General features: G+C 73.0%; 22 protein-coding genes and 1 riboswitch. Of the genes, 11 read left to right on the forward strand and 11 right to left on the reverse strand.

Annotation, left to right across the window (positions count from 1 at the left end; all coding sequences use genetic code 11):
- Positions 1 to 7: 7 nt before the first annotated feature.
- On the forward strand, positions 8 to 676 hold the full coding sequence (locus tag OG422_RS18550) for a pentapeptide repeat-containing protein (RefSeq protein ID WP_143945226.1): 669 nt from the start codon (positions 8 to 10) through the stop codon (positions 674 to 676).
- Positions 677 to 948: 272 nt separating this feature from the next.
- Here OG422_RS18550 and OG422_RS18555 read toward each other — a convergent pair whose 3' ends face one another.
- Positions 949 to 1,446: a hypothetical protein gene (locus OG422_RS18555; RefSeq protein WP_143942821.1), complete on the reverse strand. Its 498-nt coding sequence runs from the start codon at positions 1,444 to 1,446 to the stop codon at positions 949 to 951.
- A 60-nt stretch (positions 1,447 to 1,506) separates the two neighbouring features.
- Positions 1,507 to 2,274 (reverse strand): type I methionyl aminopeptidase, encoded by a 768-nt coding sequence (map, locus tag OG422_RS18560; RefSeq protein WP_405743770.1) that lies wholly within the window; start codon positions 2,272 to 2,274, stop codon positions 1,507 to 1,509.
- Between the two features lie 260 nt (positions 2,275 to 2,534).
- Here map and OG422_RS18565 point away from each other — a divergent pair, with 260 nt between their 5' ends.
- Positions 2,535 to 2,891, forward strand: a complete 357-nt coding sequence (locus OG422_RS18565) for a helix-turn-helix domain-containing protein (protein ID WP_405743771.1) — start codon at positions 2,535 to 2,537, stop codon at positions 2,889 to 2,891.
- A gap of 30 nt (positions 2,892 to 2,921) precedes the next feature.
- On the opposite strand, the gene OG422_RS18570 is transcribed toward OG422_RS18565, so the two are convergent.
- Positions 2,922 to 3,455, reverse strand: coding sequence for a GNAT family N-acetyltransferase (locus tag OG422_RS18570; RefSeq protein WP_405743772.1), 534 nt, complete (start codon positions 3,453 to 3,455; stop codon positions 2,922 to 2,924).
- 127 nt (positions 3,456 to 3,582) lie between these two features.
- Positions 3,583 to 4,158, reverse strand: a complete 576-nt coding sequence (locus OG422_RS18575; RefSeq protein ID WP_405743773.1) for a TerD family protein — start codon at positions 4,156 to 4,158, stop codon at positions 3,583 to 3,585.
- 256 nt (positions 4,159 to 4,414) lie between these two features.
- On the opposite strand from OG422_RS18575, the gene arfB reads away from it, so the two are divergent.
- Positions 4,415 to 4,843 carry an alternative ribosome rescue aminoacyl-tRNA hydrolase ArfB gene (arfB, locus tag OG422_RS18580; protein ID WP_143942816.1) on the forward strand — a complete coding sequence of 143 codons (429 nt, stop codon included), beginning with the start codon at positions 4,415 to 4,417 and terminating at the stop codon, positions 4,841 to 4,843.
- Between the two features lie 37 nt (positions 4,844 to 4,880).
- Here the strand turns inward: arfB and OG422_RS18585 are convergent, their stop codons facing one another.
- On the reverse strand, positions 4,881 to 5,498 hold the full coding sequence (locus tag OG422_RS18585; protein ID WP_405743774.1) for a flavin reductase family protein: 618 nt from the start codon (positions 5,496 to 5,498) through the stop codon (positions 4,881 to 4,883).
- Between the two features lie 311 nt (positions 5,499 to 5,809).
- Between OG422_RS18585 and cdgB the strand changes: the two genes are divergently transcribed.
- Positions 5,810 to 7,489 (forward strand): diguanylate cyclase CdgB, encoded by a 1,680-nt coding sequence (gene cdgB / locus OG422_RS18590; protein ID WP_143942814.1) that lies wholly within the window; start codon positions 5,810 to 5,812, stop codon positions 7,487 to 7,489.
- Positions 7,490 to 7,772: 283 nt separating this feature from the next.
- Complete coding sequence (locus tag OG422_RS18595; protein WP_405743775.1) at positions 7,773 to 8,672, forward strand: carbohydrate-binding protein; 900 nt, start codon at positions 7,773 to 7,775, stop codon at positions 8,670 to 8,672.
- A 28-nt stretch (positions 8,673 to 8,700) separates the two neighbouring features.
- Here the strand turns inward: OG422_RS18595 and pfkB are convergent, their stop codons facing one another.
- The 3 genes from pfkB to OG422_RS18610 all read right to left on the reverse strand — a co-directional run bounded on the left by pfkB (position 8,701) and on the right by OG422_RS18610 (position 11,969).
- Positions 8,701 to 9,642 (reverse strand): 1-phosphofructokinase, encoded by a 942-nt coding sequence (gene pfkB, locus OG422_RS18600; RefSeq protein WP_143942812.1) that lies wholly within the window; start codon positions 9,640 to 9,642, stop codon positions 8,701 to 8,703.
- 222 nt (positions 9,643 to 9,864) lie between these two features.
- Positions 9,865 to 11,076: an N-acetylglucosamine-6-phosphate deacetylase gene (gene nagA / locus OG422_RS18605; RefSeq protein ID WP_405743776.1), complete on the reverse strand. Its 1,212-nt coding sequence runs from the start codon at positions 11,074 to 11,076 to the stop codon at positions 9,865 to 9,867.
- Positions 11,076 to 11,969: an ROK family protein gene (locus OG422_RS18610; protein ID WP_405747874.1), complete on the reverse strand. Its 894-nt coding sequence runs from the start codon at positions 11,967 to 11,969 to the stop codon at positions 11,076 to 11,078. The genes nagA and OG422_RS18610 overlap by 1 nt, the downstream gene beginning before the upstream one ends.
- Before the next feature lie 311 nt (positions 11,970 to 12,280).
- On the opposite strand from OG422_RS18610, the gene OG422_RS18615 reads away from it, so the two are divergent.
- The 3 genes from OG422_RS18615 to otsB all read left to right on the forward strand — a co-directional run bounded on the left by OG422_RS18615 (position 12,281) and on the right by otsB (position 15,226).
- Entirely contained in the window at positions 12,281 to 13,546 is a 1,266-nt protein-coding gene (locus tag OG422_RS18615; protein WP_405743777.1) for an extracellular solute-binding protein, read from the forward strand.
- A 294-nt stretch (positions 13,547 to 13,840) separates the two neighbouring features.
- A complete protein-coding gene (locus tag OG422_RS18620; RefSeq protein WP_405747876.1) occupies positions 13,841 to 14,107 on the forward strand; it encodes a DUF3263 domain-containing protein in 267 nt (88 codons plus the stop codon).
- Between the two features lie 138 nt (positions 14,108 to 14,245).
- Positions 14,246 to 15,226, forward strand: a complete 981-nt coding sequence (gene otsB / locus OG422_RS18625; RefSeq protein ID WP_405743778.1) for a trehalose-phosphatase — start codon at positions 14,246 to 14,248, stop codon at positions 15,224 to 15,226.
- Between the two features lie 47 nt (positions 15,227 to 15,273).
- On the opposite strand, the gene OG422_RS18630 is transcribed toward otsB, so the two are convergent.
- The 3 genes from OG422_RS18630 to OG422_RS18640 all read right to left on the reverse strand — a co-directional run bounded on the left by OG422_RS18630 (position 15,274) and on the right by OG422_RS18640 (position 18,592).
- Positions 15,274 to 15,879, reverse strand: a complete 606-nt coding sequence (locus tag OG422_RS18630; RefSeq protein ID WP_405743779.1) for a chloramphenicol phosphotransferase CPT family protein — start codon at positions 15,877 to 15,879, stop codon at positions 15,274 to 15,276.
- 88 nt (positions 15,880 to 15,967) lie between these two features.
- Positions 15,968 to 17,497 (reverse strand): trehalose-6-phosphate synthase, encoded by a 1,530-nt coding sequence (locus OG422_RS18635; RefSeq protein WP_405743780.1) that lies wholly within the window; start codon positions 17,495 to 17,497, stop codon positions 15,968 to 15,970.
- Between the two features lie 129 nt (positions 17,498 to 17,626).
- Positions 17,627 to 18,592 (reverse strand): glucosyl-3-phosphoglycerate synthase, encoded by a 966-nt coding sequence (locus OG422_RS18640; protein WP_143941175.1) that lies wholly within the window; start codon positions 18,590 to 18,592, stop codon positions 17,627 to 17,629.
- A gap of 170 nt (positions 18,593 to 18,762) precedes the next feature.
- Positions 18,763 to 18,911, forward strand: a riboswitch (SAM riboswitch).
- 17 nt (positions 18,912 to 18,928) lie between these two features.
- On the opposite strand from OG422_RS18640, the gene thrC reads away from it, so the two are divergent.
- The 3 genes from thrC to OG422_RS18655 all read left to right on the forward strand — a co-directional run bounded on the left by thrC (position 18,929) and on the right by OG422_RS18655 (position 21,313).
- Complete coding sequence (thrC, locus tag OG422_RS18645) at positions 18,929 to 20,221, forward strand: threonine synthase (protein ID WP_143941176.1); 1,293 nt, start codon at positions 18,929 to 18,931, stop codon at positions 20,219 to 20,221.
- Between the two features lie 116 nt (positions 20,222 to 20,337).
- Complete coding sequence (locus OG422_RS18650; RefSeq protein WP_405743781.1) at positions 20,338 to 20,616, forward strand: MoaD/ThiS family protein; 279 nt, start codon at positions 20,338 to 20,340, stop codon at positions 20,614 to 20,616.
- 490 nt (positions 20,617 to 21,106) lie between these two features.
- Positions 21,107 to 21,313 carry a cold-shock protein gene (locus OG422_RS18655; RefSeq protein WP_008743607.1) on the forward strand — a complete coding sequence of 69 codons (207 nt, stop codon included), beginning with the start codon at positions 21,107 to 21,109 and terminating at the stop codon, positions 21,311 to 21,313.
- Positions 21,314 to 21,669 lie beyond the last annotated feature (356 nt).

Below are 21,669 nucleotides of genomic sequence, written 5' to 3' on the forward strand. Positions count from 1 at the left end.
GTGGAGCGTGGCAGGGCGGCGTACGGGGACGGTCCGGGCGGTGCGCCGGGCGGAGGTGAGATTGCCCGAGCTGGCGGCGTACGACGGCGGTGAGCTGGAGCCCGAAGGGGACTACGACGGGCTGGAGTTCACGGACGTCGACGCGGCGGGCCAGTCGGCGCGCGGCGCCCGGTTCATGGACTGCGCGCTCCGCCGCTGCGCCCTCGACGAGACGGAGCTGAACCGCGCGCGGTTCATCGACACCGTACTGACCGGCATACGGGGCGTCGGCACGGACCTGTCGCAGGCGTCGCTGCGCGATGTGGAGGTGACCGACGCCCGGCTGGGCGGTACGCAGCTGCACGGCGCGGTGCTGGAACGGGTCGTGGTGCGCGGCGGAAAGATCGACTTCCCGAATCTGCGCACCGCGAAGCTGCGGGACGTGGTGTTCGAGGGCTGCGTCCTGGTCGAGCCGGACTTCTCCGGCGCGGAGCTGGAACGCGTCACCTTCGAGGACTGCACGGTCGCCCGCGCGGACTTCACCGGCGCACGCATGAAGGACGTCGACCTGCGGGGCGCGGCCGCCCTCGACGTCACCCGCGGCATCGACAGCCTCGCGGGCGCCGTGATCAGCCCCGCCCAGCTCCTCGACCTGGCACCGTCGTTCGCGGCCCAGTTGGGGGTACGGGTGGAGTGAGGAGGGGCGGGGGAGAGGGGCGGGGTGGGCTCAGGGGGGAGAGGGAGAGACATCAAAGACGAAGCGCCCCACGACCCCGGCGACGTGAACGACTGGGATCCCGCCTCGCCCGCCGAGGTGGCCGCCGCATTCACCCATGGGCCGCGTGCCTTACGAGGTGAGGGCCGTATGGGCCGCACCCGTGGTCCGCGGGCCGGATCCGGCGGCGGTCCGGCCGTACGGACCGGGCGCGGGTGCCCGTACGGGCGGGCCGTGCGGGCGCCGCGGGCCGGTCAGGCCCGGGGAAAACGGGCCTGAAGGGCCCAGATGGCGGGGTTGTCGGCGAGGCCGTCGTGCATGTCGCCGAGGTCGGCGATCAGGTCGTGCAGGAAGTCGCGGGCCTCGCGGCGCAGGGCGCCGTGGTTGAGGACGAGCGGCGGTTCGTCCGTCGTCATCCAGTCGGCGGTGACCTCCACCCAGCCGAAACGCCGCTCGAAGAGCATCCGGTCCGCGGACTCCGTGAAGTCCAGCTCGGCGCGGACCGGCCGGGCCGACCTGTTGCCCCGCGGATCGGTGTCCAGCTTCTCGACGATGTCGCACAGCGCCCACGCGAAGTCGAGTACCGGCACCCAGCCCCAGGCCGTGGACACCTCACGGTCCTCCCGGGTGTCGGCGAGGTAGACGTCACCGCAGAAGAGGTCGTGCCGCAGGGTGTGGACATCCGCCGTCCGGTAGTCGGTCTGGGGCGGGTCCGGAAAGCGGCGGGAGAGCGAGTAGCCGAGGTCGATCACGGTGCCGATGGTGTCATGGCCGGAGGGCAGCCGACGGCGGGGAGGCCGGGGCGGGCACCGCTACGGCAACGTCAGGATGCGCGGCCCGTCCTCCGTGATGGCCACGGTGTGCTCGAAGTGGGCGGCGCGGCTGCCGTCCTTGGTGCGGAGGGTCCAGCCATCGGGGTCGGTGACGTAGGTGTCGCTGCCTCCGGCGATGAACATCGGCTCGATGGCGAGGACCAGGCCGTGGCGGAGGGGGAAGCCGCGGCCGGGGCGGCCCTCGTTGGGGACGGGCGGGTCCTCGTGCATACGGCGGCCGATGCCGTGGCCGCCGAAGCCGTCCAGGATGCCGTAACCGGCCGCCCGGCCAACGCTGCCGATGGCGTGCGCGATATCGCCGATCCGCCCGCCGGGCACCGCCGCGGCGATGCCCGCCTCAAGGGCCCGGCGGGTGGTGTCGAGCAGGTGCTGGTCCTCGGGGCGGGGCGTGCCGACGGTGAAGGTGACGGCGGCGTCGCCCGCCCAGCCGTCGACGAGGGCGCCGCAGTCGACACCGACCACGTCGCCGTCGCGCAGCCGGGTGTCGTCCGGGATGCCGTGCACGATCGCGTCGTTGACGGATGCGCAGATCACGGCCGGGAACGGGGTCGGGGCGAAGGAGGGCCGGTAGCCGAGGAAGGGGGAGGTGGCCCCGGCGTCGTGCAGGACGGTGCGGGCGGCTTCGTCCAGTTCCCGTACCCGTACGCCGGGGGCGGCGGCCGCGCGGGCGGCGGCCAGCGCGTCGGCGACGACCCGCCCGGCCACGCGCATCGCGTCCAGTGCCGCATCGGTTTTGATCTCGACCATGGTGTGACGCCTTTCGTGGTGATTCGCGCGCCGGAACCGCCGACGCCGCGTACCGGATGCGTTCCCAGGGGCCGGAGCACGAGGTCCGACGCACGGGATCCGAAGCCGGAGACCCGAAGCCGGAGACCCGAAGCCCGAGATCCCACGCACGGGACGGGGAGCCCTGAGTCGGAAGCCCCAGGCGCGGCGATACGCAGCCGAGCGATACCGGAGCGGTATTTCTTTACCGGTATTTCTTTACCGGTATTAGTATCACGTCCATGGTCCGGACTCCACTGACTCCCTGGGAACGCGAGCGCGGCGCGCGGCTCGGCGCGTTGCTGCGTGCGGCGCGCGGTGATCGCAGCATGGTCGAGGTCGCGGCGGTGGCCGGGCTGTCGGCCGAGACGCTGCGCAAGATCGAGACCGGGCGGGTGCCGACGCCTGCGTTCTTCACGATCGCCGCGCTGGCCGACACGCTCGGCCTGTCGATGGAAGCCGTCGCCCGCGCGGCCGTGCCCGAGGGTGCCCGGGACGGCGAGGCGACATCGGCGCCGCCCTCGGATCCCCTGGCTTCTTCGTCGGCCTCTTCGCCCCTGTCGCGGAGGGTCGCCCATCACGGGCCCGCAGCCGCATAGGGGAGAGGGAAAGCAGGGGGGAGGCGGGCCTTATCCGGCCGACGGGTCTCCGGGCCCGCCGCCCCGGGCCATCCGGATGTTGGGCAGGCGGTCGCGCCAGAGGTGGTGTTCGCCGGTGGGGGCGAAGCCGTGGCGGCGGTAGAAGCGGATGGCGCGGTCGTTGGAGGACGTCACCCGGAGGCGCATCGGCGCGTCACCGGCCCAGGTGAGGAAGGCGTCCATCAGACGGCCGCCGATCCCCAGGCCCTGCGCACGGCGCAGTACGTACATCGGCCCGAGAGTGACGCTCTCCGACGACGGGCCGGGCGGGGCAGGGTTCGCCGCCGCCTCAGGGGCGGCAGCGTCTTCGCGTAGACCGCACAGGACGGCGGCCAAGGCGCCATCGGGCGCGCGGGCGACGTGACAGAAGGCGAGGTGCGGATGGTGTGACGCCTTGTCGAGGAAGGTGCGCCACCCGGCGGCTCCCTCGTCCGTCAGCAGGTCGCCGCGTTGCTCCCGGATCCCTCGCTCATCGATTCCGGGCGCTGCGCCCGGATAGGTCTCCAGCCAGGCCGCGAACTGCATCCGGGCGAGCGCCGGGGCATCCTCGGGGCGGCCCGGCCCGAGGGGATGAACGGGCGCGCGGCGTGCAGGCGTCGGGCGCGGCGGCAGGCCGGAGCCGAGTGGGGCCGGCCCGCCGCCGTCAGGCATGTCAGACGTTGACGCCGAAGTCCTGGGCGATGCCCGCGAGGCCGGAGGCGTAACCCTGGCCCACGGCACGGAACTTCCACTCGGCGCCGTTGCGGTACAGCTCGCCGAAGACCATGGCGGTCTCGGTGGCCGCGTCCTCGCTCAGGTCGTAGCGGGCGACCTCGGCGCCACCGGCCTGGTTGATGACGCGGATGAAGGCGTTCCGCACCTGGCCGAAGTTCTGGCTGCGGCTCTCCGCGTCGTAGATCGAGACCGGGAAGACGATCTTGTCGACATCGGCGGGCAGCGCGGCGAGGTTGACGTTGATGGACTCGTCGTCGCCCTCGCCCTGGCCGGTGGTGTTGTCGCCGGTGTGGACGATGGACTGGTCCGGCGTCGCCTTGTTGTTGAAGAAGACGAAGTGGGCGTCCGAGTAGACCTTGCCGCTCGGGTTGACCGCGATGGCGCTGGCGTCGAGGTCGAAGTCGGTGCCGGTGGTGGTGCGGATGTCCCAGCCGAGGCCGACCGTGACGGCGGTGAGACCGGGTGCCTCCTTGGTCAGCGAGACGTTGCCGCCCTTGGACAGGCTTACAGCCATGGGATGTCCCTTTCCCTCGTGGAGTGCATCGGGCTCCGTACTGCGGACGAAGCTACCGTTTCCTCACTCAACGCGAGCGGGGGGCCGCGAGGTTCCAGCTCCCTTTGCTTTCTTTGCGATGGGTTTCCGGTGGTGGGCGGGGTGCGGCCGGACGGGCCGGTGCGCGCGGGCTCCGGGCGTGGCGCGCGGGGGCTTCCGGAACGGCCCACGGCGAAATGCGGGTGACCAAGGCCGCGGAACGCGGGACCATAGGGGTATGTCCGGGCCCCATGTCATCCGCGGTGCGGTCGTTCTTCCCGAGGCCGAACTCGTCTGGCGTTTCTCGCGGTCCTCGGGTCCGGGCGGCCAGCACGTCAACACCAGCGACAGTCAGGTCGAGTTGCGCTTCGACCTCGGCCGGACGGAGGCGCTGCCCGAAGTCTGGAAGGAACGCGCCCTGGAGCGGCTGGCGCACCGGCTGACCGACGGGGTGCTCTCCGTGCGCGCCTCCGACCACCGCTCCCAGTGGCGCAACCGCGAGACCGCGGCCGTACGGCTCGCCTCGCTGCTCGCGGAGGCGACCGCGCCGCCGCCCAAGGCGCGGCGGAAGGCGCGCGTCCCCCGCGGCGTCAACGAACGGCGGCTGCGGGAGAAGAAGCAGCGCGGCGACGTCAAGAAGGGACGCTCCGGGCGCGGCTGGGACTGACCGGCCGGGCGCGACGCGGCCCGCGCCGGAGGGCGGCTCAGCCCAGGTGCCGGTACTTCCCGCGGAAGTACGTCAGCGGGCCGTAGTCCTCGCTGGGGGCGACGGCCGTCAGGACGCGGCCGATGACGAGGGTGTGGTCGCCCGCCACGACGCGCTGCTCGGTGCGGCACTCCAGGTTCGCGAGGGCGCCGCCGATGAGCGGGGCGCCGGTCGCTTCGCCGGTTACGTGTGGAATGTCCGCGAAGAGCAGTCGGTCGCTGATGCGGCCCTTCATGGCGAACCGTCCCGCAATGTGGCGCTGACCCTCCGACAGGACCGAAACGGCCCAGAGGGGCTGTTGCGCCAACAGGTCGTCCATCCGGGAGTCGTTGCGAACGCTCACCATCACCAGCGGCGGATCCAGGGACACCGAGACGAACGCGGTGGCGGTCATGCCGACGGCCTCGCCCTGCGGCCCGCCGTCCGGATCGTGCGCGGTGATGAGCACCACGCCGGCGGCGAGGCGGGACAGGGCGGCGCGGAACTCGTCGTGGCTCACCCCACCAGAATGCGGGACGGGACCGCCCTCCGGCACGGATGCGAGGCTGACGGTGGTGGCGGGAGCGGTGGGGACGGGGAGGCCGGCGGCTGTGGTGGTGGGGCTTTTCGTGAACACGCCATGAACGCTAGCGCCGGGCCGTACGGTCGCGCATCGGGCCCTGGGACCACCCGCGGCCTAGGTCCGGCGACGGAGGAGGCGCGTTCGAAAGGGGTTCACGGAATTTGCGTTCAGAAAGCGTGGAAGAGGCGATTCCCCATTTCCCTCGGCGCCCCTCAACTACACGTCACGGCTTGTGACTTGAGTCACAGCACACGGTAATTGTTGACCCTGTGTACCGAGTGGGCAGCTCACTGTGATTCAGTGGCCGTGGAAACGGACGATAAAGAAGTGTGGAGTTGCTGTCGAGGTCTCAGGGAGAGCGAGCGATGGAGGCCGAGTCGGAGCCGTACGTCCGCCTGGCGACTTTGCGGCAGCTGCACAAGGTGGTCGCCGAGCTGAATACCGCTCGTAGCCTGGCGGACACCTTGCAGACCGTCGCGGACGGGGTGACCACCGGGCTCGGGTTCGAGCTGGCGGCGGTCAATCTCGTACGGCCGGACGGTGATCTGGTGGTGGCCGCGGTCGCCGGGAGCGCGGGCGCCGAGGCGCTGATGGCCGGGCGGGTCGGGTCGCGTGACTCCTGGGAGCGGCGGCTGTCCATGGGGGAGCGCTGGGGCACGCTGTGCTTCGTGCCGTACACCGAGGGCTGGGTGCTGGACGACGACGACGTCCCGCAGTGGCACACCGCCGGGCCCGACCCCAGCTTCAACGGCGAGTGGCACCCCCGGGACCGCCTCTTCGCGCCCATGCACACCTCGCCCGACGGCAGCGGCGAACTGCTCGGCGTGATCTCCGTGGACCGGCCGCGCAACAGCCGCCGCCCCAATGCCTGGAGCCGTGAGGCGCTCCAGGTGTACGCGTTCCAGTCCGCCATAGCGATCAGCAACTCCCGGCTGCGGGCCAACATGCAGCGGGCGCTGGTCCGGCTGGAGCGCGAGCAGCAGGCGCTGCGCGCCAGCGAGGAGTCCTTCCGGCAGGCGTTCGAGTACGCGCCGAGCGGGATGGCCGTCGCCGAAATGGGCGGTGACCAGCACGGACGGCTGCTGCGCACCAACGACGCGCTCTGCCGTCTGCTGGGCCGCCCGGCGTCCGCGATGCGCCGCTACTCCTTCTCCGACCTCGTCCACCCCGAGGACATCGGCACCCTGCTGCGCACCTCCGCCGAGGGGGGCCGCGCGGAGCTGCGGCTGGCCCGGCGGGACGGCACGTACATCTGGGTCTCGCTGCGCAACTCCGTCGTCGCCGACACCGCCGACGGGCCGCGGTTCCTGCTCACCCACGTCGAGGACATCGAGGAGCGCAAGCGGCACGAGCTCCAGCTCGCCCACCGCGCCAGCCACGACGCGCTGACCGGCCTGCCCAACAGTGCCGAGCTGCGGGCCCGCCTCGGCGCCCGGCTGTGCGGACGGGCGCCGGGCAATCCCGCCGACGCGTACGCGGTCTCCGCCGCCGTCTTCGCCGGTGCCGGTGATCCGGCCGCCTACCCGGCGGAGGGCGCCGAGGCGTACGAGGGGCTGGAGGGCATGGAGCAGCGCGTCGGCGGGGCGCTGCCGTACGACCACCATGTGCACACCGTCGCGCCCTCGGACGGCCCGGCGGACGACGGCTCCAAGGGGCTCGCGGTCCTCTTCTGCGACCTCGACGGCTTCAAGTCGATCAACGACCGGTTCGGCCACCACACGGGCGACGCGGTGCTCATCGAGGTCGCCCGGCGGCTGACCAGCGGCGTCCGGGACGGCGACACGGTGGCCCGGCTCGGTGGCGACGAGTTCGTGGTCCTCGCCGACGGTCTGGGCACCGCCGACGCCCAGGATCTGGCCGTACGGCTGCGGAACGCGATCATCCCGCCGATCCGGGTGGACGGCCGCGCGGTACGGGTCGGCGCCAGCTTCGGCATCAGCTGGGCCGGGTGCGGGATGACCGCCGAAGAGGTGCTGCAATCCGCCGACCAGCGGATGTACGTCGAGAAGCGGTCCCGGGCGAAGGCGAACCGCCGGGCCGGGTGACCGCCGGGGCACCCCGGGCCGCCTCGCGCGGCCCTTCCGGGCAGCGTGCGGCGTGCCCTCCGGGCGCCCCGGTGCCGCCGCTGCCGGGCCCCGGACGGGCACACCTGCCGTTCACCGATCCGTAGCGATCTTGTGCCCTGAACGGGCCCGGCGTGGTACGGCACGGACGGGGTAGGCTGCGCCGATGCGGCGCGGCGCCGCCGGGGGCTCGGAAAGTGCAGATGCACGCGGAGGACCGCGCGGGCATCCGGACGCGAGACAGATCGCTGGGGAGTGACACGCAATGACGGCCGGCAACACGGGCTCGGACACGCCGGGGAACGACGACCCGTTCGGGTACCTCTACCGCTCGGAAGGCGGCGAGGGCGGCGAGGGCGGCGCGGGCGGCGACGGCGCGACACGGCAGCAGGGCGTGCCGCGGACCTCGTACAACCAGGTCCGCGCGGTCGGTGAGCGGCAGTACGGCGGTGCGTCCCAGCAGTCCGGCCAGGGTCGGCAGAACGCCTCCTACGCGGCGCCGGAGACGCTGCCCGGCGGTGAGCGGGCCCGCCCGCCGCAGGCCGGGCCGCCCGCGCCGCCGCAGCGCAACCACAAGGGCCTGTTGATCGGCGCGGTCGCCGTGGTGGGCGTGGTGTGCATAGCGATCGGCATCGCGATGCTGAACAACTCCGGGAAGGGCGCCGACAACAAGGCGCAGCCGAGCGAGACGGTGACCACGTCCGAGGAGCCGGAGCACAAGCCCACCGAGAAGCCCAGCAAGACGCCGCTGCCCAAGGACGATGCGGGCAGCCTGAAGCTCGGGGGCACCGCCGCCACCTCCAAGGACATCCCCGGGGCGCGGTCGGCCGGCGGCGTCTACGTGGGCGGGATGAACACCCCCGGCGCGTCGGCGACGTGGACGCTGAACGTCGAGGAGCCCGGTGCGTACAAGATGTGGGTCGGCTACGGCGTGCCGGGCAAGGACCAGAACCTCACGCTGACGGTCAACGACAAGCGGGACCCCCGGCCGCTCAACATGGGCAACTTCGCGAACGCCGAAGAAGGCGCCTGGGACAAGTGGACGAGTACCTGGCAGCGGGTGCCCCTCAACAAGGGCACCAACACCGTCACGCTCTCCTGCGAGGACGGCAACAAGTGCGACGTCAACATCGACCAGCTGTGGCTGGAGAAGAAGATCGCCTGACCGGCGCTTTCCCCAGGGGCTGAGCCGGTCAGCGCCCGGGTGCCGACGGGACGGGAAGTGCCGCCACCGCCACCTCCGGCAGCAGCTCCGCGTAGGTCGCCGCGTCGAACTCCCCGGCGGCCTCGGCCCGTACCGTCGCCGCGGACAGGGCGACCGCGCGGGACAGCCGTTCGGGCCATGACAATCCCTCGACGAGGCCGGAGAGCAGGCCCGCGACCGCGGAGTCACCGGCGCCCGTCGGGTTCCCGGCGATCCGGCGTGGCGGGGCGGCCTGCCAGGCGCCGTCGGCGGTGACCGCGAGCATGCCGTCCGGGCCCAGGGACGCGGCGACGGCGTGCGCGCCGCGGCGGCGGGCCTCGCGGGCGGCGCGCAGCGGTTCGGTGGTGCCGGTGAGCGCGGCGAGTTCGTCGGCGTTGGGCTTGGCGAGGTCGGGGCGGGCGGCGAGGCCGCGGCGGAGCGGTTCGCCGCTGGTGTCCAGCACGACCGGCACCCCGGCGCTGCGCGCGGCGCGGGTCAGGCGGGCGTAGACGTCGACCGGGACGCCCGGCGGCAGGCTGCCGCAGAGCGCCACCGCTTGGGCGTCGGCCAGCAGCTCGCGGTAGGTGCCGAGGAAGGTGCGCCACTCGGCGGGGGAGACGACCGGGCCCGGTTCGTTGAGCTGGGTGGTGTCGCCGGTGGCCGCGTCGACGACGGCGACGGTGCGGCGGGTGGCGCCGCCCACCGGGACCAGCGCGTCGGTGACGTCGCTCTCCTGGGTGAGCAGGGCGCGCAGCGCGTCCCCGGTGCCGCCCCCGGCGAACCCGGTGGCGACGGTGCGGTGGCCGAGCGCGGCCAGTACCCGCGCGACGTTCAGCCCTTTGCCGCCGGGGCGTTCGGCCACGTCGGTGACGCGGTGGGTGGCGTGCGGGGTCAGGCGCGGCACCCGGTAGGTCAGGTCGAGGGCGGCGTTGAGCGTGACCGTGAGGATCATGTTTCCCTCCCGCGCCGGGCCCGGTCGGCCGGTGGCCGGGCGGTGGTGGGCCGGGTGGCCACCGCGGCGGCCACCGGGTCGGCAACCGCCCCCGGGCGGCCGCGTACGGACAAGTGCGCGAGCGATCATGCCATCGACCGCGGCGGTTGGCCCAGACCCGGGGCCGCCGCCGGGCCGCCGCCGGGCCTTCGGTGTACGGCGGCGCCCCGGCCCCGCGGTGGGTCAGACGCCGGACGGGCGGACCACCCACGCGCCGTGCCGCATGACGCCCACGACCTCGTACGCGGCGTCCAGAACGACCAGATCGGCGTCCTTGCCGACGGCCAGCGAACCGGTCCGGTCGTCGATACCCAGCAGCCGCGCCGGATTGGCCGAAAGGGCCTGTACGGCCTGGTCGACCGTCAGGCCGTCGACGGTGACGGCGCGGCGGAACGCGCGGTCGAGGGTGAGGGTGGACCCGGCGATGGACCCGGCGGTGGGGCCCTCGGCGATCCGGGCGACGCCGTCGGTGACCGCCACGCCCATCGGGCCGAGGTGGTACATCCCGTCGGACATGCCCGCCGCGCCCATCGCGTCGGTGATGAACGCGACCCGCCCGGCGCCCGCGTCCCGGAAGGCCATCTGGAGGACGGCCGGGTGCAGATGGGTGCCGTCGTTGATCATCTCGACGGTGACCCGCTCGTCCTCCAGCAGCGCCAGGACCGGCCCCGGCGCGCGGTGGGCCAGCGCGGGCATCGCGTTGAAGAGGTGGGTGGCGACTCTCGCCCCGGCGTCGATGGCGTCGCGGGTCGCGTCGTACGTCGAGTCGGTGTGGCCGACGGCGGCGAGGAGCCCCGCGTCGGCGAGCAGCCGTACGGACTCCAGGCCGCCGGGGAGTTCGGGGGCGATGGTCATCATCTTCGTGCGGCCGCGGCCGGCGGCGACGAGCTTGCGGACGTCCGCCGGATCGGGGTCGCGCAGCAGCTCGGGCTGGTGGGCGCCGCAGCGGTGCGGGGAGATGAACGGGCCCTCGAAGTGGATGCCGACGAGGTCGCCCTGTTCGGTGAGTTCGGCGAGGACCGCCGCCTGCCGGGCCAGGTCGTCGAGGTCGCCGGTGACGGTGGAGCCGATCATCGAGGTGGTGCCGTGGCGGCGGTGCGCATCGACGACCCGCAGGCACTCCTCGGGGTCCGCGGACGAGAAGGAACCGCCGCCTCCGCCGTGCAGGTGCATGTCGATGAAGCCGGGCACGACGAGATGGCCCGTCAGATCGGTGTGGCCCGCCGTGGCAGTGCCGGGGCCGTCCGGGGCGGGGCCGCCGGACACCTCGGCGATGCGGCCGTCCGCGACTGTGATCCGGCCGTCCTCGACGACGCCGGACGGGGTCGCGACACGGGCCCCGGCGAGGACGGTGCGCCGGTCACCGGCACGGCCCGCGGATTGTTGCTGTGCCATCAGGCGGATACCTCCGTGGAGAGTAGATCCCAGGCGAGGAGACCCGCGCCCAGGCAGCCGGCGGCGTCCCCCAGAGCCGCCGGGACGATCGAGGGCAGGCGCTGGAACGTCACCCGCGCGCGGACCGCCTCGCGCAGCGGCACGAAGAGCGTGTCGCCCGCCTCCGCGAGCCCGCCGCCGATGATCAGCGTTTGCGGGTCGAGCAGGGTGAGGCCGGTGACCAGGCCGTCGGCGAGGCCGTCCACCGCGTCCTGCCACACCGCGGCGGCGCGCGGATCGCCGGACTCCACGGCCTTCGCCGCGTCCGCCGCGCCCGCCGACGGATCGCCGCACGCCGCGGCCCAGGCGCGGCCGACGGCGGCGGCGGACGCCACCGTCTCCAGACAGCCGTGCTGCCCGCAGCCGCAGAGCCGCCCGCCGGGGCGTACGACGATGTGGCCGATCTCCCCGGCGCTGCCGTGCGCGCCCGTCTCGATGCGGCCCTCGATGCCGATGGCGCCCGCGATGCCGGTGCCCAGCGGGACGAAGAGGAACCGTCCGGCGTCGCGTCCGGCGCCGATGCGGCCCTCGGCGAGCCCGCCGGTGCGGACGTCGTGGCCGAGGGCGACGGGGATGCCGCCCAGCCGCTGGGAGAGGAGGTCGCGCAGCGGCAGATCGCGCCAGCCGAGGTTGGCGGAGTAGGCGGCGACGCCGGTCCGTTCGTCGACGATGCCGGGGACCGCGACGCCCGCGGCGGCCGCGAGGGTGCCGAAGCGGGCCCGGCCGATGTCGCGCAGCTCCGCGGCGAAGCCGAGGACGGCCTCGACCACGGCGTCGGTGCCGCGCTCGCGGCCGGTGGGGCGGCGCGCCTCGTAGAGCAGGGTCCCGTCCGCCCCCGCGAGGGCGGCCTTCATTCCGGTGCCGCCCACATCGAGGGCGATGACGTGTCTCACGGGGACAGTTTCGCGCGAGCCGGTCCTAAAGGTCTAGTCCACTCGCGGCGCGGCCTGCCCGTATCCTTGGTGCCACCCCATGGTTCGTTCGCCGTCAGGCCGCAGTGACCTGCGGAGTTCCGTGGTGCCTGCGCAGCGGTGGGGACTGTGGTGCAGACCTCATGTGCGGTGCGTCGCCCCGGGCGCGCGCCGCCGCGACGGCGGAGGGCGATCCCCGATGCCGTACGCGGACCCGGTACCACGATCAATCCGGACAAAGGGCGGTAACAGCAGTGCAGCGGCGGTACACGAGCCTGGCGGCGGCGGGAATCGCCACCGCCCTGACCCTCACCCTGAGCGGCTGCGGCGGGGGCCAGGGCGACCGCGTCACCCTCAAGCTGGTTGCCGCGGACTACGGCGACGGCACGGGACCCGGCTCGCGGCAGTACTGGGACCGGCTGACCCGCGCCTTCGAGAAGGAGCACCCCGGCATCAAGGTCGACGTTGACGTCTACAACTGGAAGGACGTCGACAAGAAGGTCGCCGATCTGGTCCGGAAGGGGCACGCCCCCGACCTGGCGCAGACCGGTTCGTACGCCGATTACGCCGCCCGGGGCCAGCTGTACAGCGCCGACGAACTGCTCTCCATCCCCGTCCAGGCCGACCTCCAGCCGACGCTCGCGGAGGCGGGCGAGGTGGGCCGGGTGCAGTACGGCATCCCCTTCGCCGCCAGCACCCGCCGCCTCTTCTACAACAAGAAGCTCTTCGCCCAGGCGGGCATCGCCGAGGCGCCGAAGACCTGGGACGACGTCGCCGAGGACGCCGAACTGCTGAAGAAGCAGGGCGTGAAGACGCCGTACGCGCTGCCGCTCGGCCCGGAGGAGACCCAGGCCGAATCGCTGAACTGGCTGCTCGGCAGGGGCGGCGGCTACACCGACGACATCGGCAAGTACGCGATCGACTCGCGCGCCAACGTCAAGACCTTCGAGTGGCTGCGGGACGAACTCGTCGACAAGGGGTTGACCGGCGGCGACCCGGCCACCCTCAACCGTGCGGACGCCTTCGCCCGGTTCGCCGACGGCACGGTTGGCATGCTCAACGGCCATCCGGCGCTGATCAAGCAGGCGGAGGCCCACGGCATCGACTACGGCACCGCCGATCTGCCCGGCAAGGACGGCCCGGCCGTGTCGACCCTGGGCGTCTCCGACTGGATGATGGCGTTCCAGCACAACGGCCACCGCACCCAGGTGGGGAAGTTCCTCGACTTCGTCTACCAGGACACCAACGTGCTGAATTTCTCCCGCGACTTCGGCCTGCTGCCGGTCACCACCTCGGCCGCCCAGAAGATGGCCGGCGACCACCGCTTCGGCACGCTCCAGGACTTCGTCGCCCCGCTGCGCGACGCGCAGTTCTACCCCGCGAACAAGACGTCGTGGCCGGAGGTCGCCAAGGCCCTCAAGTCGGAGATGGGCGCGGCGGTCGGCCCCAAGGGCGACCCGTCGAGCATCCTCTCCGACCTCCAGAACATGGCGGAGGCGGCGGATACGGCCGGGGGATGAGCCCCTGGGTGAGGGCCCGGCCCGGGGCCCGGCCGGGGCGCTCGGTTCGGGCGCTCGGCCGGTGACGGTTTCCCGGCCCGGCTGCCGCCCCGGCCCGTCGTCCCGCCCCGCCCGGTCGTCCGACCAGGGGATTATCGTGGGAACGTGACGACGCGCGGCGAGAACGGCACGGACCGGGGGACGGACGGCGGCACGGAGGCGACCGCCCGGCTTGAGGACGGCCCGGCTTCCGCGCCCACGGGTGGCCCGGCTTCCGCACCCGAGGACGGCCCGGCTTCCGCGCCCACGGGTGCCCTGGCTTCCGCCCCCGAGGACGGCCCGGACGTGCCCGCTTCCGGTGAACTCTCCGCCCTGGACGTGGCGGTGCTCGCCGTGGAGCGCCGTTCCTGGCCCTCGTCCGGCCCAAAGGAGCGCCACATCCGCGAACACCTCAGCCTCTCCCCGACGCGCTACTACCAGCTCCTCAACGCCCTGCTCGACGACCCGCGGGCGCTGCGCCACGACGCGGTGACCGTCAACCGGCTGCTCCGCAGGCGAGCGGCTCGGCGGGACCGTCGCTGAGGCGGTACGGGGGCCGGGCGTAGGCGCCCGGCCCGTGCGGGAGGCGGCCCGGACGGAGGTGCGCCGCGCCGCCGAGGGTCTTCCGCTGTCTCCGCGGTACACCGGGTCCCCCCGCCCCCACCCCGGTACGCTCGCCCCATGGGCAGTTCCCCGGACGCCGCACCCTCGCCGGGCCCGGACGCGGGCCCCGACCTTCCGCCCGGTACGGGCCGCACGCCGGACACGGGCCGCACGCCCGACACCGGCCCGCCACCGCGCCCCGACCTCCCCGTACCCCGTACCGAAGCGGGCCGCGACGCGCTGGCCGCGCTGCTGGCCGCGCCGGGGGACGCCGCGCTCGCGGTCGACTTCGACGGGACGCTCGCGGAGATCGTCGACGACCCGGAGGCGGCGCGGGCGCACCCCGGGGCCGCGCGGGCGCTGGGGCGGCTGGTGCCCCGGTTGTGCGCCGCCGCCGTGATCACCGGGCGTCCGGCCGCCGTCGCCGTCCGCCTGGCCGGAGTCGACGGCGCCCCGGGCCTGGACCGCCTCACCGTCCTCGGCCACTACGGCGCCGAGCGCTGGGAGGCAGCGACGGGCGCCCTGCACGCCGACGGGCCGCCGCCCGCCGTCGCCGCCGCCGAGGCCGAACTCCCGGACGTCCTCGCCGCGTCCGGCGTCTGGCACGGCCCCTGGACGGCCGCCGCCGTCGAGCGCAAGGGCGGCCGCGCGCTCGCCGTCCACACCCGGCGCGCCCCCGACCCGCAGGGCGCACTCGACGCACTGCGCGCCCCCCTGACCGCCCTCGCCACCCGCCACGGCCTCCTCGTCGAACCGGGCCGCTACGTCCTGGAGCTCCGCCCGCCCGGCGTCGACAAGGGCGTGGCCCTCACCGCCTGGCTCCGCGAGACCGGCGCCCGTACCGTCCTCTACGCCGGTGACGACCTCGGCGACCTCGCCGCCTTCGACGCCGTCGACCGCCTCCGCAGCGACCCCGATGCGCCCCGCCGCACCGGCCTGCTGGTGTGCAGCGGCAGCACCGAGGTCCCCGAACTCGCCGCCCGCGCCGACCTGGTGGTCGACGGCCCCACCGGCGTCATCGCCCTCCTCGACGCCCTCGCGGACCGGCTGACCGGCTGACCGGCTGACGGACTGACGGGCGGGGCACCGGCCCGCCCGTCAGTCCGTCAGGCCCCCGCCGCCATCCGCTGGAACGCCGTCGGGGTCGGCCGCCCCGGCAGGAACTCCTTGATCAGCCGGGCGCACTCCGCCGCCGGGGTGGCCGTCGTATCGCAGGTCAGGTCGTAGACGCCGTGCGCGTGGACACGGGTGAACTGGCGGGCGGCGAGGCCCGCCGGACGGTCGCCGCGGGTCTGTTCACGGCGCTCCAGCTCCTCCAGCGAGCAGTGGACGCCGACCAGCACGACGTCCTCGGCGGGGAACAGCGCCAGGCAGTCCCGGAGCCGCCACTCCTCGCTCAGCACATGGTCGACGACCACGTCGTTGCCGCCCGCCGCCATGCCCGCGACGGCCCGGTGGAACCCCATCCAGGTGCGCCGCAGCACCGTCCCCAGCGTCTCCGGGGCGACCTCGCGGCGCGAGCGCATGGCGTGGAAGGCGTCCACGGGCAGATGGAACGCGGGCTCGTCCAGGATGTCCAGCAGTTCCCGCGCGATGCTCGACTTGCCGGAGCTGGAGGTCCCGTTGAGGAAGACGATCCGGCCGCGGCGGGGCGGCGGCGCGCCGGTGTCCGAGAGGAACGGGGCAGGGGCTGCGGGGCGTTCGGCGGACATCGGACTCCTCGGACCGGTGGACGCACGCCGGTCGGCGGCCCCTCATGATCCCCGGCCCACGCCGAGGACCGGTCTCCGGGGCCGGTCCTCACCCCCGCAGCGCCGTCAACTGCTCCGTGAACCACTGGGCGGGCGGCAGCGCCGTGGCCGCCGCGGCGAGCCGGGCGGAGCGGTCCGCGCGTTCCTCCTCGGGCATCGACAGGGCCGCGTGCAGCGCGTCCGCCGTCGCGTTGATGTCGTACGGATTGATGCTCAACGCGTCCTCGCCCAGCTCCTCGTGGGCGCCCGCCTCCCGGGAGAGGACCAGCGCGCACCCGGCGTCGGAGACCACCGGGACCTCCTTGGCGACGAGGTTCATGCCGTCCCGGATGGGGTTGACGAGGGCCACATCGGCGAGGCGGTACGCGGCCAGCGAACGCGCGAAATCGTCCTTGACATGCAGCAGCACCGGCTGCCAACCAGGCGTGCCGTACGTGGAGTTGATCTCCTCGGCGGCGCGCTGCACCTCGGCGGTGTAGTCGCGGTAGACGGCCAGATCCTGACGGGAGGGATAGGCGAACGCGAGGTGGACGACGCGCTCGCGCCACTCCGGGCGGTCCGCCAGCAGACGGCGGTAGGCGTGCAGCCCGCGGACGATGTTCTTCGACAGTTCGGTGCGGTCGACCCGGACGATCGTGCGGCGCCGCTCCGGCCCGTCCCCGCCGCCGATCTGCGCGCGCAGCGCCGCCAGCCGTTCGTCGACGTCCGGGCGGTGCGCCCGCTCCCGCAGGAACTCCGCGTCGACGCCCAGACCGTGCACCCCGATGCGGGTGGTGTGCGGCGTACGGCCCGGGGGCGCGGTGACCACATGCGGCGCCTCGCCGTCCGAATGGTGGACGGCGCACCGTGTCTCCAGGGTGGCGCGGGTGCACGCCACGAACGCCGCCGCCCACCGCTCGGTCAGAAAGCCCGTCCGGTCCGCGCCGAGCATGCCCCGGATCAGCCGCTCCCGGATGTCGTCGGGCAGCAGCGCGAAGTACTCCGGCGGCGCCCACGGGGTGTGCGAGAAGTGGCCGATCCGCAGGTCGGGGCGGCGCTCGCGGAGCATCCCCGGGGCCAGCGCCAGGTGGTAGTCCTGGATCAGCACCGCCGCGCCCGGCGCCGCCGCTTGGTCCAGCGCCCCCGCGAACGCCGCGTTGTACGCCTCGTACGCCGCCCATCGCTTCCGGAACTCCGTGTCGAACGAGGGCTCCAGCGGCGTCTGGTAGAGCATGTGGTGGACGAACCAGAGCACCGAATTGGCGATGCCGTTGTAGGCGGCGGCGTGCACCTCCGCCGGGATATCCAGCATCCGGACGCGCTGTCCACCGGTGTCGGCCGCCGGAAGCTCACCGTCCGCGCGCCGCGCGGCCTCCCGGTCGCCGTCGCCGAGCGCCGCGCAGACCCACACCGCGTCCGTCTCCGGCCCGATCGCCGACAGTCCCGAGACCAGCCCCCCGCCGCCCCGCTCGGCGGCCAGCGCGCCGTCCGCGCCGACGGCGTACGAGACCGGGCCGCGGTTGGACGCGACGAGCACCTCGGCGCCGCGCCCCGCGGCGGGCGTCCGGGCAGGGGTGGTACCGCTGTGTTCGGAGGCCATGCCGCGACCCTAGCCCGCACCGGATCGGCGCACACGTACGAATGAGGCCAAGGGAGGGACGCTGATGAGGCCAAGGGAGGGACGCCCGGTGCGGCCCGTCGCCCCACCGGGTGAGCCCGCCGGGGCGGCTCAGGCCGCCCGGCTCTCCGCGTACTCCGGGACCTCGGCCATCGGCGGCCGCTCCTCCGTGTCGACCTCGCTGGTCCGGGGGACGAAACCGCTCTCGCCGCGGACGAACTGCGTCAGCCGCGGCCGCACCAAATGCCCGCGTGCCAGCCGGAGTTGGGCGGTGCGGTAGATCGCGGCGGCCATCCGGCCCAGCGCCTGACCGTCCTGGTGGCGGTGCTTGCGGACGCCGACGTCCACCTGGGCGAGCGCATCCAGACCGACCGTGTGCAACGCGTCGACCAGCAGCCCCAGCTCGACGCCGTACCCGACGGGGAACGGCAGCCGCTCCAGCAGCGAGCGGCGGGCCGCGTACTCCCCGCCCAGGGGCTGCACGAAACCGGCCAGCTGCGGCCAGTGGAGGTTGAGCAGCGGACGGGCGACCAGTTCGGTGACCCGGCCGCCCTGGCCGGGGCCGCCCCCGGGCGCGCCGCCGGTCTCCAGCGGCCGGTCGTACATCGCCTTGACGAACTGCACGTCCGGGTCGGTCAGCAGCGGCCCGACGATCCCGGAGACGAACGCCGGCGAGAACTCCCGCAGGTCCGCGTCGACGAAGCAGACGATGTCGCCGCGGGTGACCAGCAGTGACCGCCACAACACCTCGCCCTTGCCGGGCACCGCCGGCAGCCGCGGCAGGATGCTGTCCCGCGCCACCACCCGCGCCCCGGCGGCCGCCGCGACCTCGGCCGTCCGGTCCGTGGACCCGGAGTCCAGCACCACCAGTTCGTCGACGAGTGGCACCTCCTCGGTCATCAGGGCGGCACGGATGGCCGCGACGATCGTGCCGACCGTCGCCTCCTCGTCGAGCGCGGGCAGTACGACGCTGACCGTACGGCCGCTGAGCCGTTTGGCCCCCAGCAGCTGCGGCAGCGGTCGGTCGGCAGCGGACCAGGAGCGACGCCCCAGCCAGCGCTCCACCTCTTCCAGCACGTCTTCGACTCCTCGGTGCGCGCCGTCTCGGCGGCGCATGTGATCCATCTCGCGGTTCGGACGACTATCTCTACTGTCAGTGCCGTCGGTTACAGTCTTGAACAACGCGGATGACCGCCGCATGCCGGGGTCACCGCACCACAAACGCCTGGGATTTCCCAGCGCCATACCGCTCATCCAGAGGGGCAGAGGGACACGGCCCGTTGAAGCCCCGGCAACCCTCCAGCCGGTCTCGACCGCATCACGCGGCGCGAGGCTCCCGGCTAGGGAAGGTGCCAAATCCGTCTCGTGGCGAGATGCGCCGCGAGGAAGATGAGGAGAAAGGGCCTCGCCTCCATGGCTGCGCAAGCTGTTGAAGTTACCGAAAACGCTTCCTCCGTCACTCTGGGTCCCGCCGTCGGCCTGTCCTGCCGCGAATGCGGTGAGCGTTTCCCGCTCGGCCCGATCTTCGCCTGCGCGTCCTGTTTCGGGCCGCTTGAGGTGGCGTACGAGCTGCCGGACGGCGACCCGGAGCAGCTGAGGAAGCAGATCGAGGCCGGTCCCCACAACATCTGGCGGTACGCACCGCTGCTGCCCGTCCCCGCGGACGTGGCCGAGAAGCCGAACCTCAACCCCGGCTTCACCAAGCTCGTCAAGGCCGACAACCTCGCCCGTGAGCTGGGCGTCACCGGCGGCCTCTACGTCAAGGACGACTCCGGCAACCCGACGCACTCCTTCAAGGACCGGGTCGTCGCCATCGCCGTCGAGGCGGCGCGCGCCTTCGGCTTCACCACCCTCTCCTGCTCCTCGACCGGCAACCTCGCCGGTGCCGTCGGCGCCGCCGCCCGCCGCGCCGGGTTCCGCTCCTGCGTCTTCATCCCGCACGACCTGGAGGCCGGAAAGGTCGTCATGGCCGCGGTCTACGGCGGCGACCTCGTCGGCATCGAGGGCAACTACGACGACGTCAACCGCTTCTGCTCCGAGCTGATCGGCGACCCGCTCGGTGAGGGCTGGGGCTTCGTCAACGTCAACCTCCGCCCCTACTACGGCGAGGGCTCCAAGACGCTGGCGTACGAGATCTGCGAACAGCTCGGCTGGGAGCTGCCGGACCAGATCGTCATCCCGGTCGCCTCCGGCTCCCAGCTCACCAAGATCGACAAGGGGCTGAAGGAGCTGATCGCCCTCGGCCTCGTCGAGGAGAAGCCCTACAGGATCTACGGCGCCCAGGCCGAGGGCTGCTCCCCGGTGTCGACGGCGTTCAAGGCCGGGCACGACGTGGTCCGCCCGCAGAAGCCGGACACCATCGCCAAGTCCCTGGCGATCGGCAACCCGGCCGACGGGCCGTACGTCCTCGACATCGCGCGACGTACGGGTGGCGCGGTGGAGGATGTCAACGACGAGCAGGTCGTGGACGCGATCAAGCTGCTGGCGCGGACGGAGGGGATCTTCGCGGAGACCGCGGGCGGTGTGACCGTCGGCGTCACCAAGAAACTCCTCGAAGAGGGCCTGCTCGACCCGACCCTGTCCACCGTCATCCTCAACACCGGCGACGGCCTCAAGACGCTTGACGCCGTCGCTCCGACCACCGGCCCCACGGCCACCATCCGCCCGAGCCTGGACGCGTTCCGCTCGGCCGGTCTGGCCAGCTGATTCCCGGTCGCTCCCCCGGCCGGCAGTCGGCCGACCCGGTCCGTCCGCCGCCGTCCCGCCCGGGGCGCGGCGGCCGGTTCCGCAGACGTATCCGCAGTCGTTGGAAGGCAGAACCCATGAGCGTCAAGGTCCGCATCCCCACCATCCTCCGTACGTACACCGGCGGCGATTCCGAGGTCACCGCCGAGGGCGGGACGCTGTCCGAGGTCATCACCGACCTGGAGAAGAACCATCAGGGCATCGCCGCCCGGGTGCTGGACGACGCGGGCAAGCTGCGGCGCTTCGTGAACGTCTACGTGAATGACGACGACGTCCGCTTCGAGCAGGGTCTGGAGACGCCGACGCCGGACGGTGCGGGCGTCTCGATCATTCCGGCGGTGGCCGGCGGCTGCTGACGCCCGCACCGGGGTCGGGGAGCCGCCACCCGGGTGGCGAATGGTTCTCGCCATTCCTTTCTCTCCCTGACTGATAATCGCCCCGTCCGTATATGCGGACGGGGCGATTCCGCGTTGTGAAACAGTCCTGCAAAACGCGATACCATTTCGCCGATCCCCTTCTTCTGCTCGTCGAGCGCGGTGTGGCGGCCTTCTGAACGCCCCGGGATTGCGATGAGTTGTGTGCAAAGTGTGTGCGGTGTTTGCGCCCCAAGTTCCTTATGTCCGGCCCGAGTTGCCCGGGAATATGGCCAGTTCTGCGCATATCGCTACTTCTCGCATCGTCAGAATTCTCGTCCGATTGACCTGTTGCGCTGGGCGCCGGTGCGGATACATTCGGCGGCGGTCGACGCGTTCCGGCGCACACCCCACGGGCCATTCGCGGGGTGAGGTCTGACCCGGGTCCGCGGAGTGCGGTCCTGCGCAAGGGCCAGTAATAGGGGAGTTAGGCATGGCTCAGGGCACCGTCAAGTGGTTCAACGCGGAGAAGGGGTACGGCTTCATCGCGGTCGACGGTGGTGCGGATGTTTTCGTCCACTACAGCGCGATTCAGATGGACGGCTACCGCACCCTTGAGGAGGGTCAGCGGGTCGAGTTCGAGATCTCGCAGGGCCAGAAGGGGCCGCAGGCTGACATGGTCAAGTTGGCGGCCGGCTGAGCGCCGACCGACTGCAGCATCCAGGAGACCCGCGCCCTGTTGGGGGTGCGGGTCTCCTGCTGTGTTGGGGGTGGGGCCTGCGGATTCAGGGATGACTGCCGCAGGGCGGCGCTTGCGCCCGCCCGTCGCCCGACCGCCGCCCCTCAATGAGCCCTCCTGCGGAGGGCGCCTTGCGTCCACCCGTCGCCCGACCGCCGCCCCTCATGGAGCCCATCCCCGAAGGGCGCTTGCACTCGATGGGGTCGAGTGCTAATCATTGCGTTAGCACTCTCCGAGTGAGAGTGACAGTTTTGGACCGTCGGTGAGGTCCGCAGGCGGGGCGGGAAGGAACCGCTCCAACGGTGGGCCGTCCGTCG

The organism is Streptomyces sp. NBC_01525, assembly GCF_045040405.1.
GTDB classification, from domain to species: domain Bacteria; phylum Actinomycetota; class Actinomycetes; order Streptomycetales; family Streptomycetaceae; genus Streptomyces; species Streptomyces benahoarensis.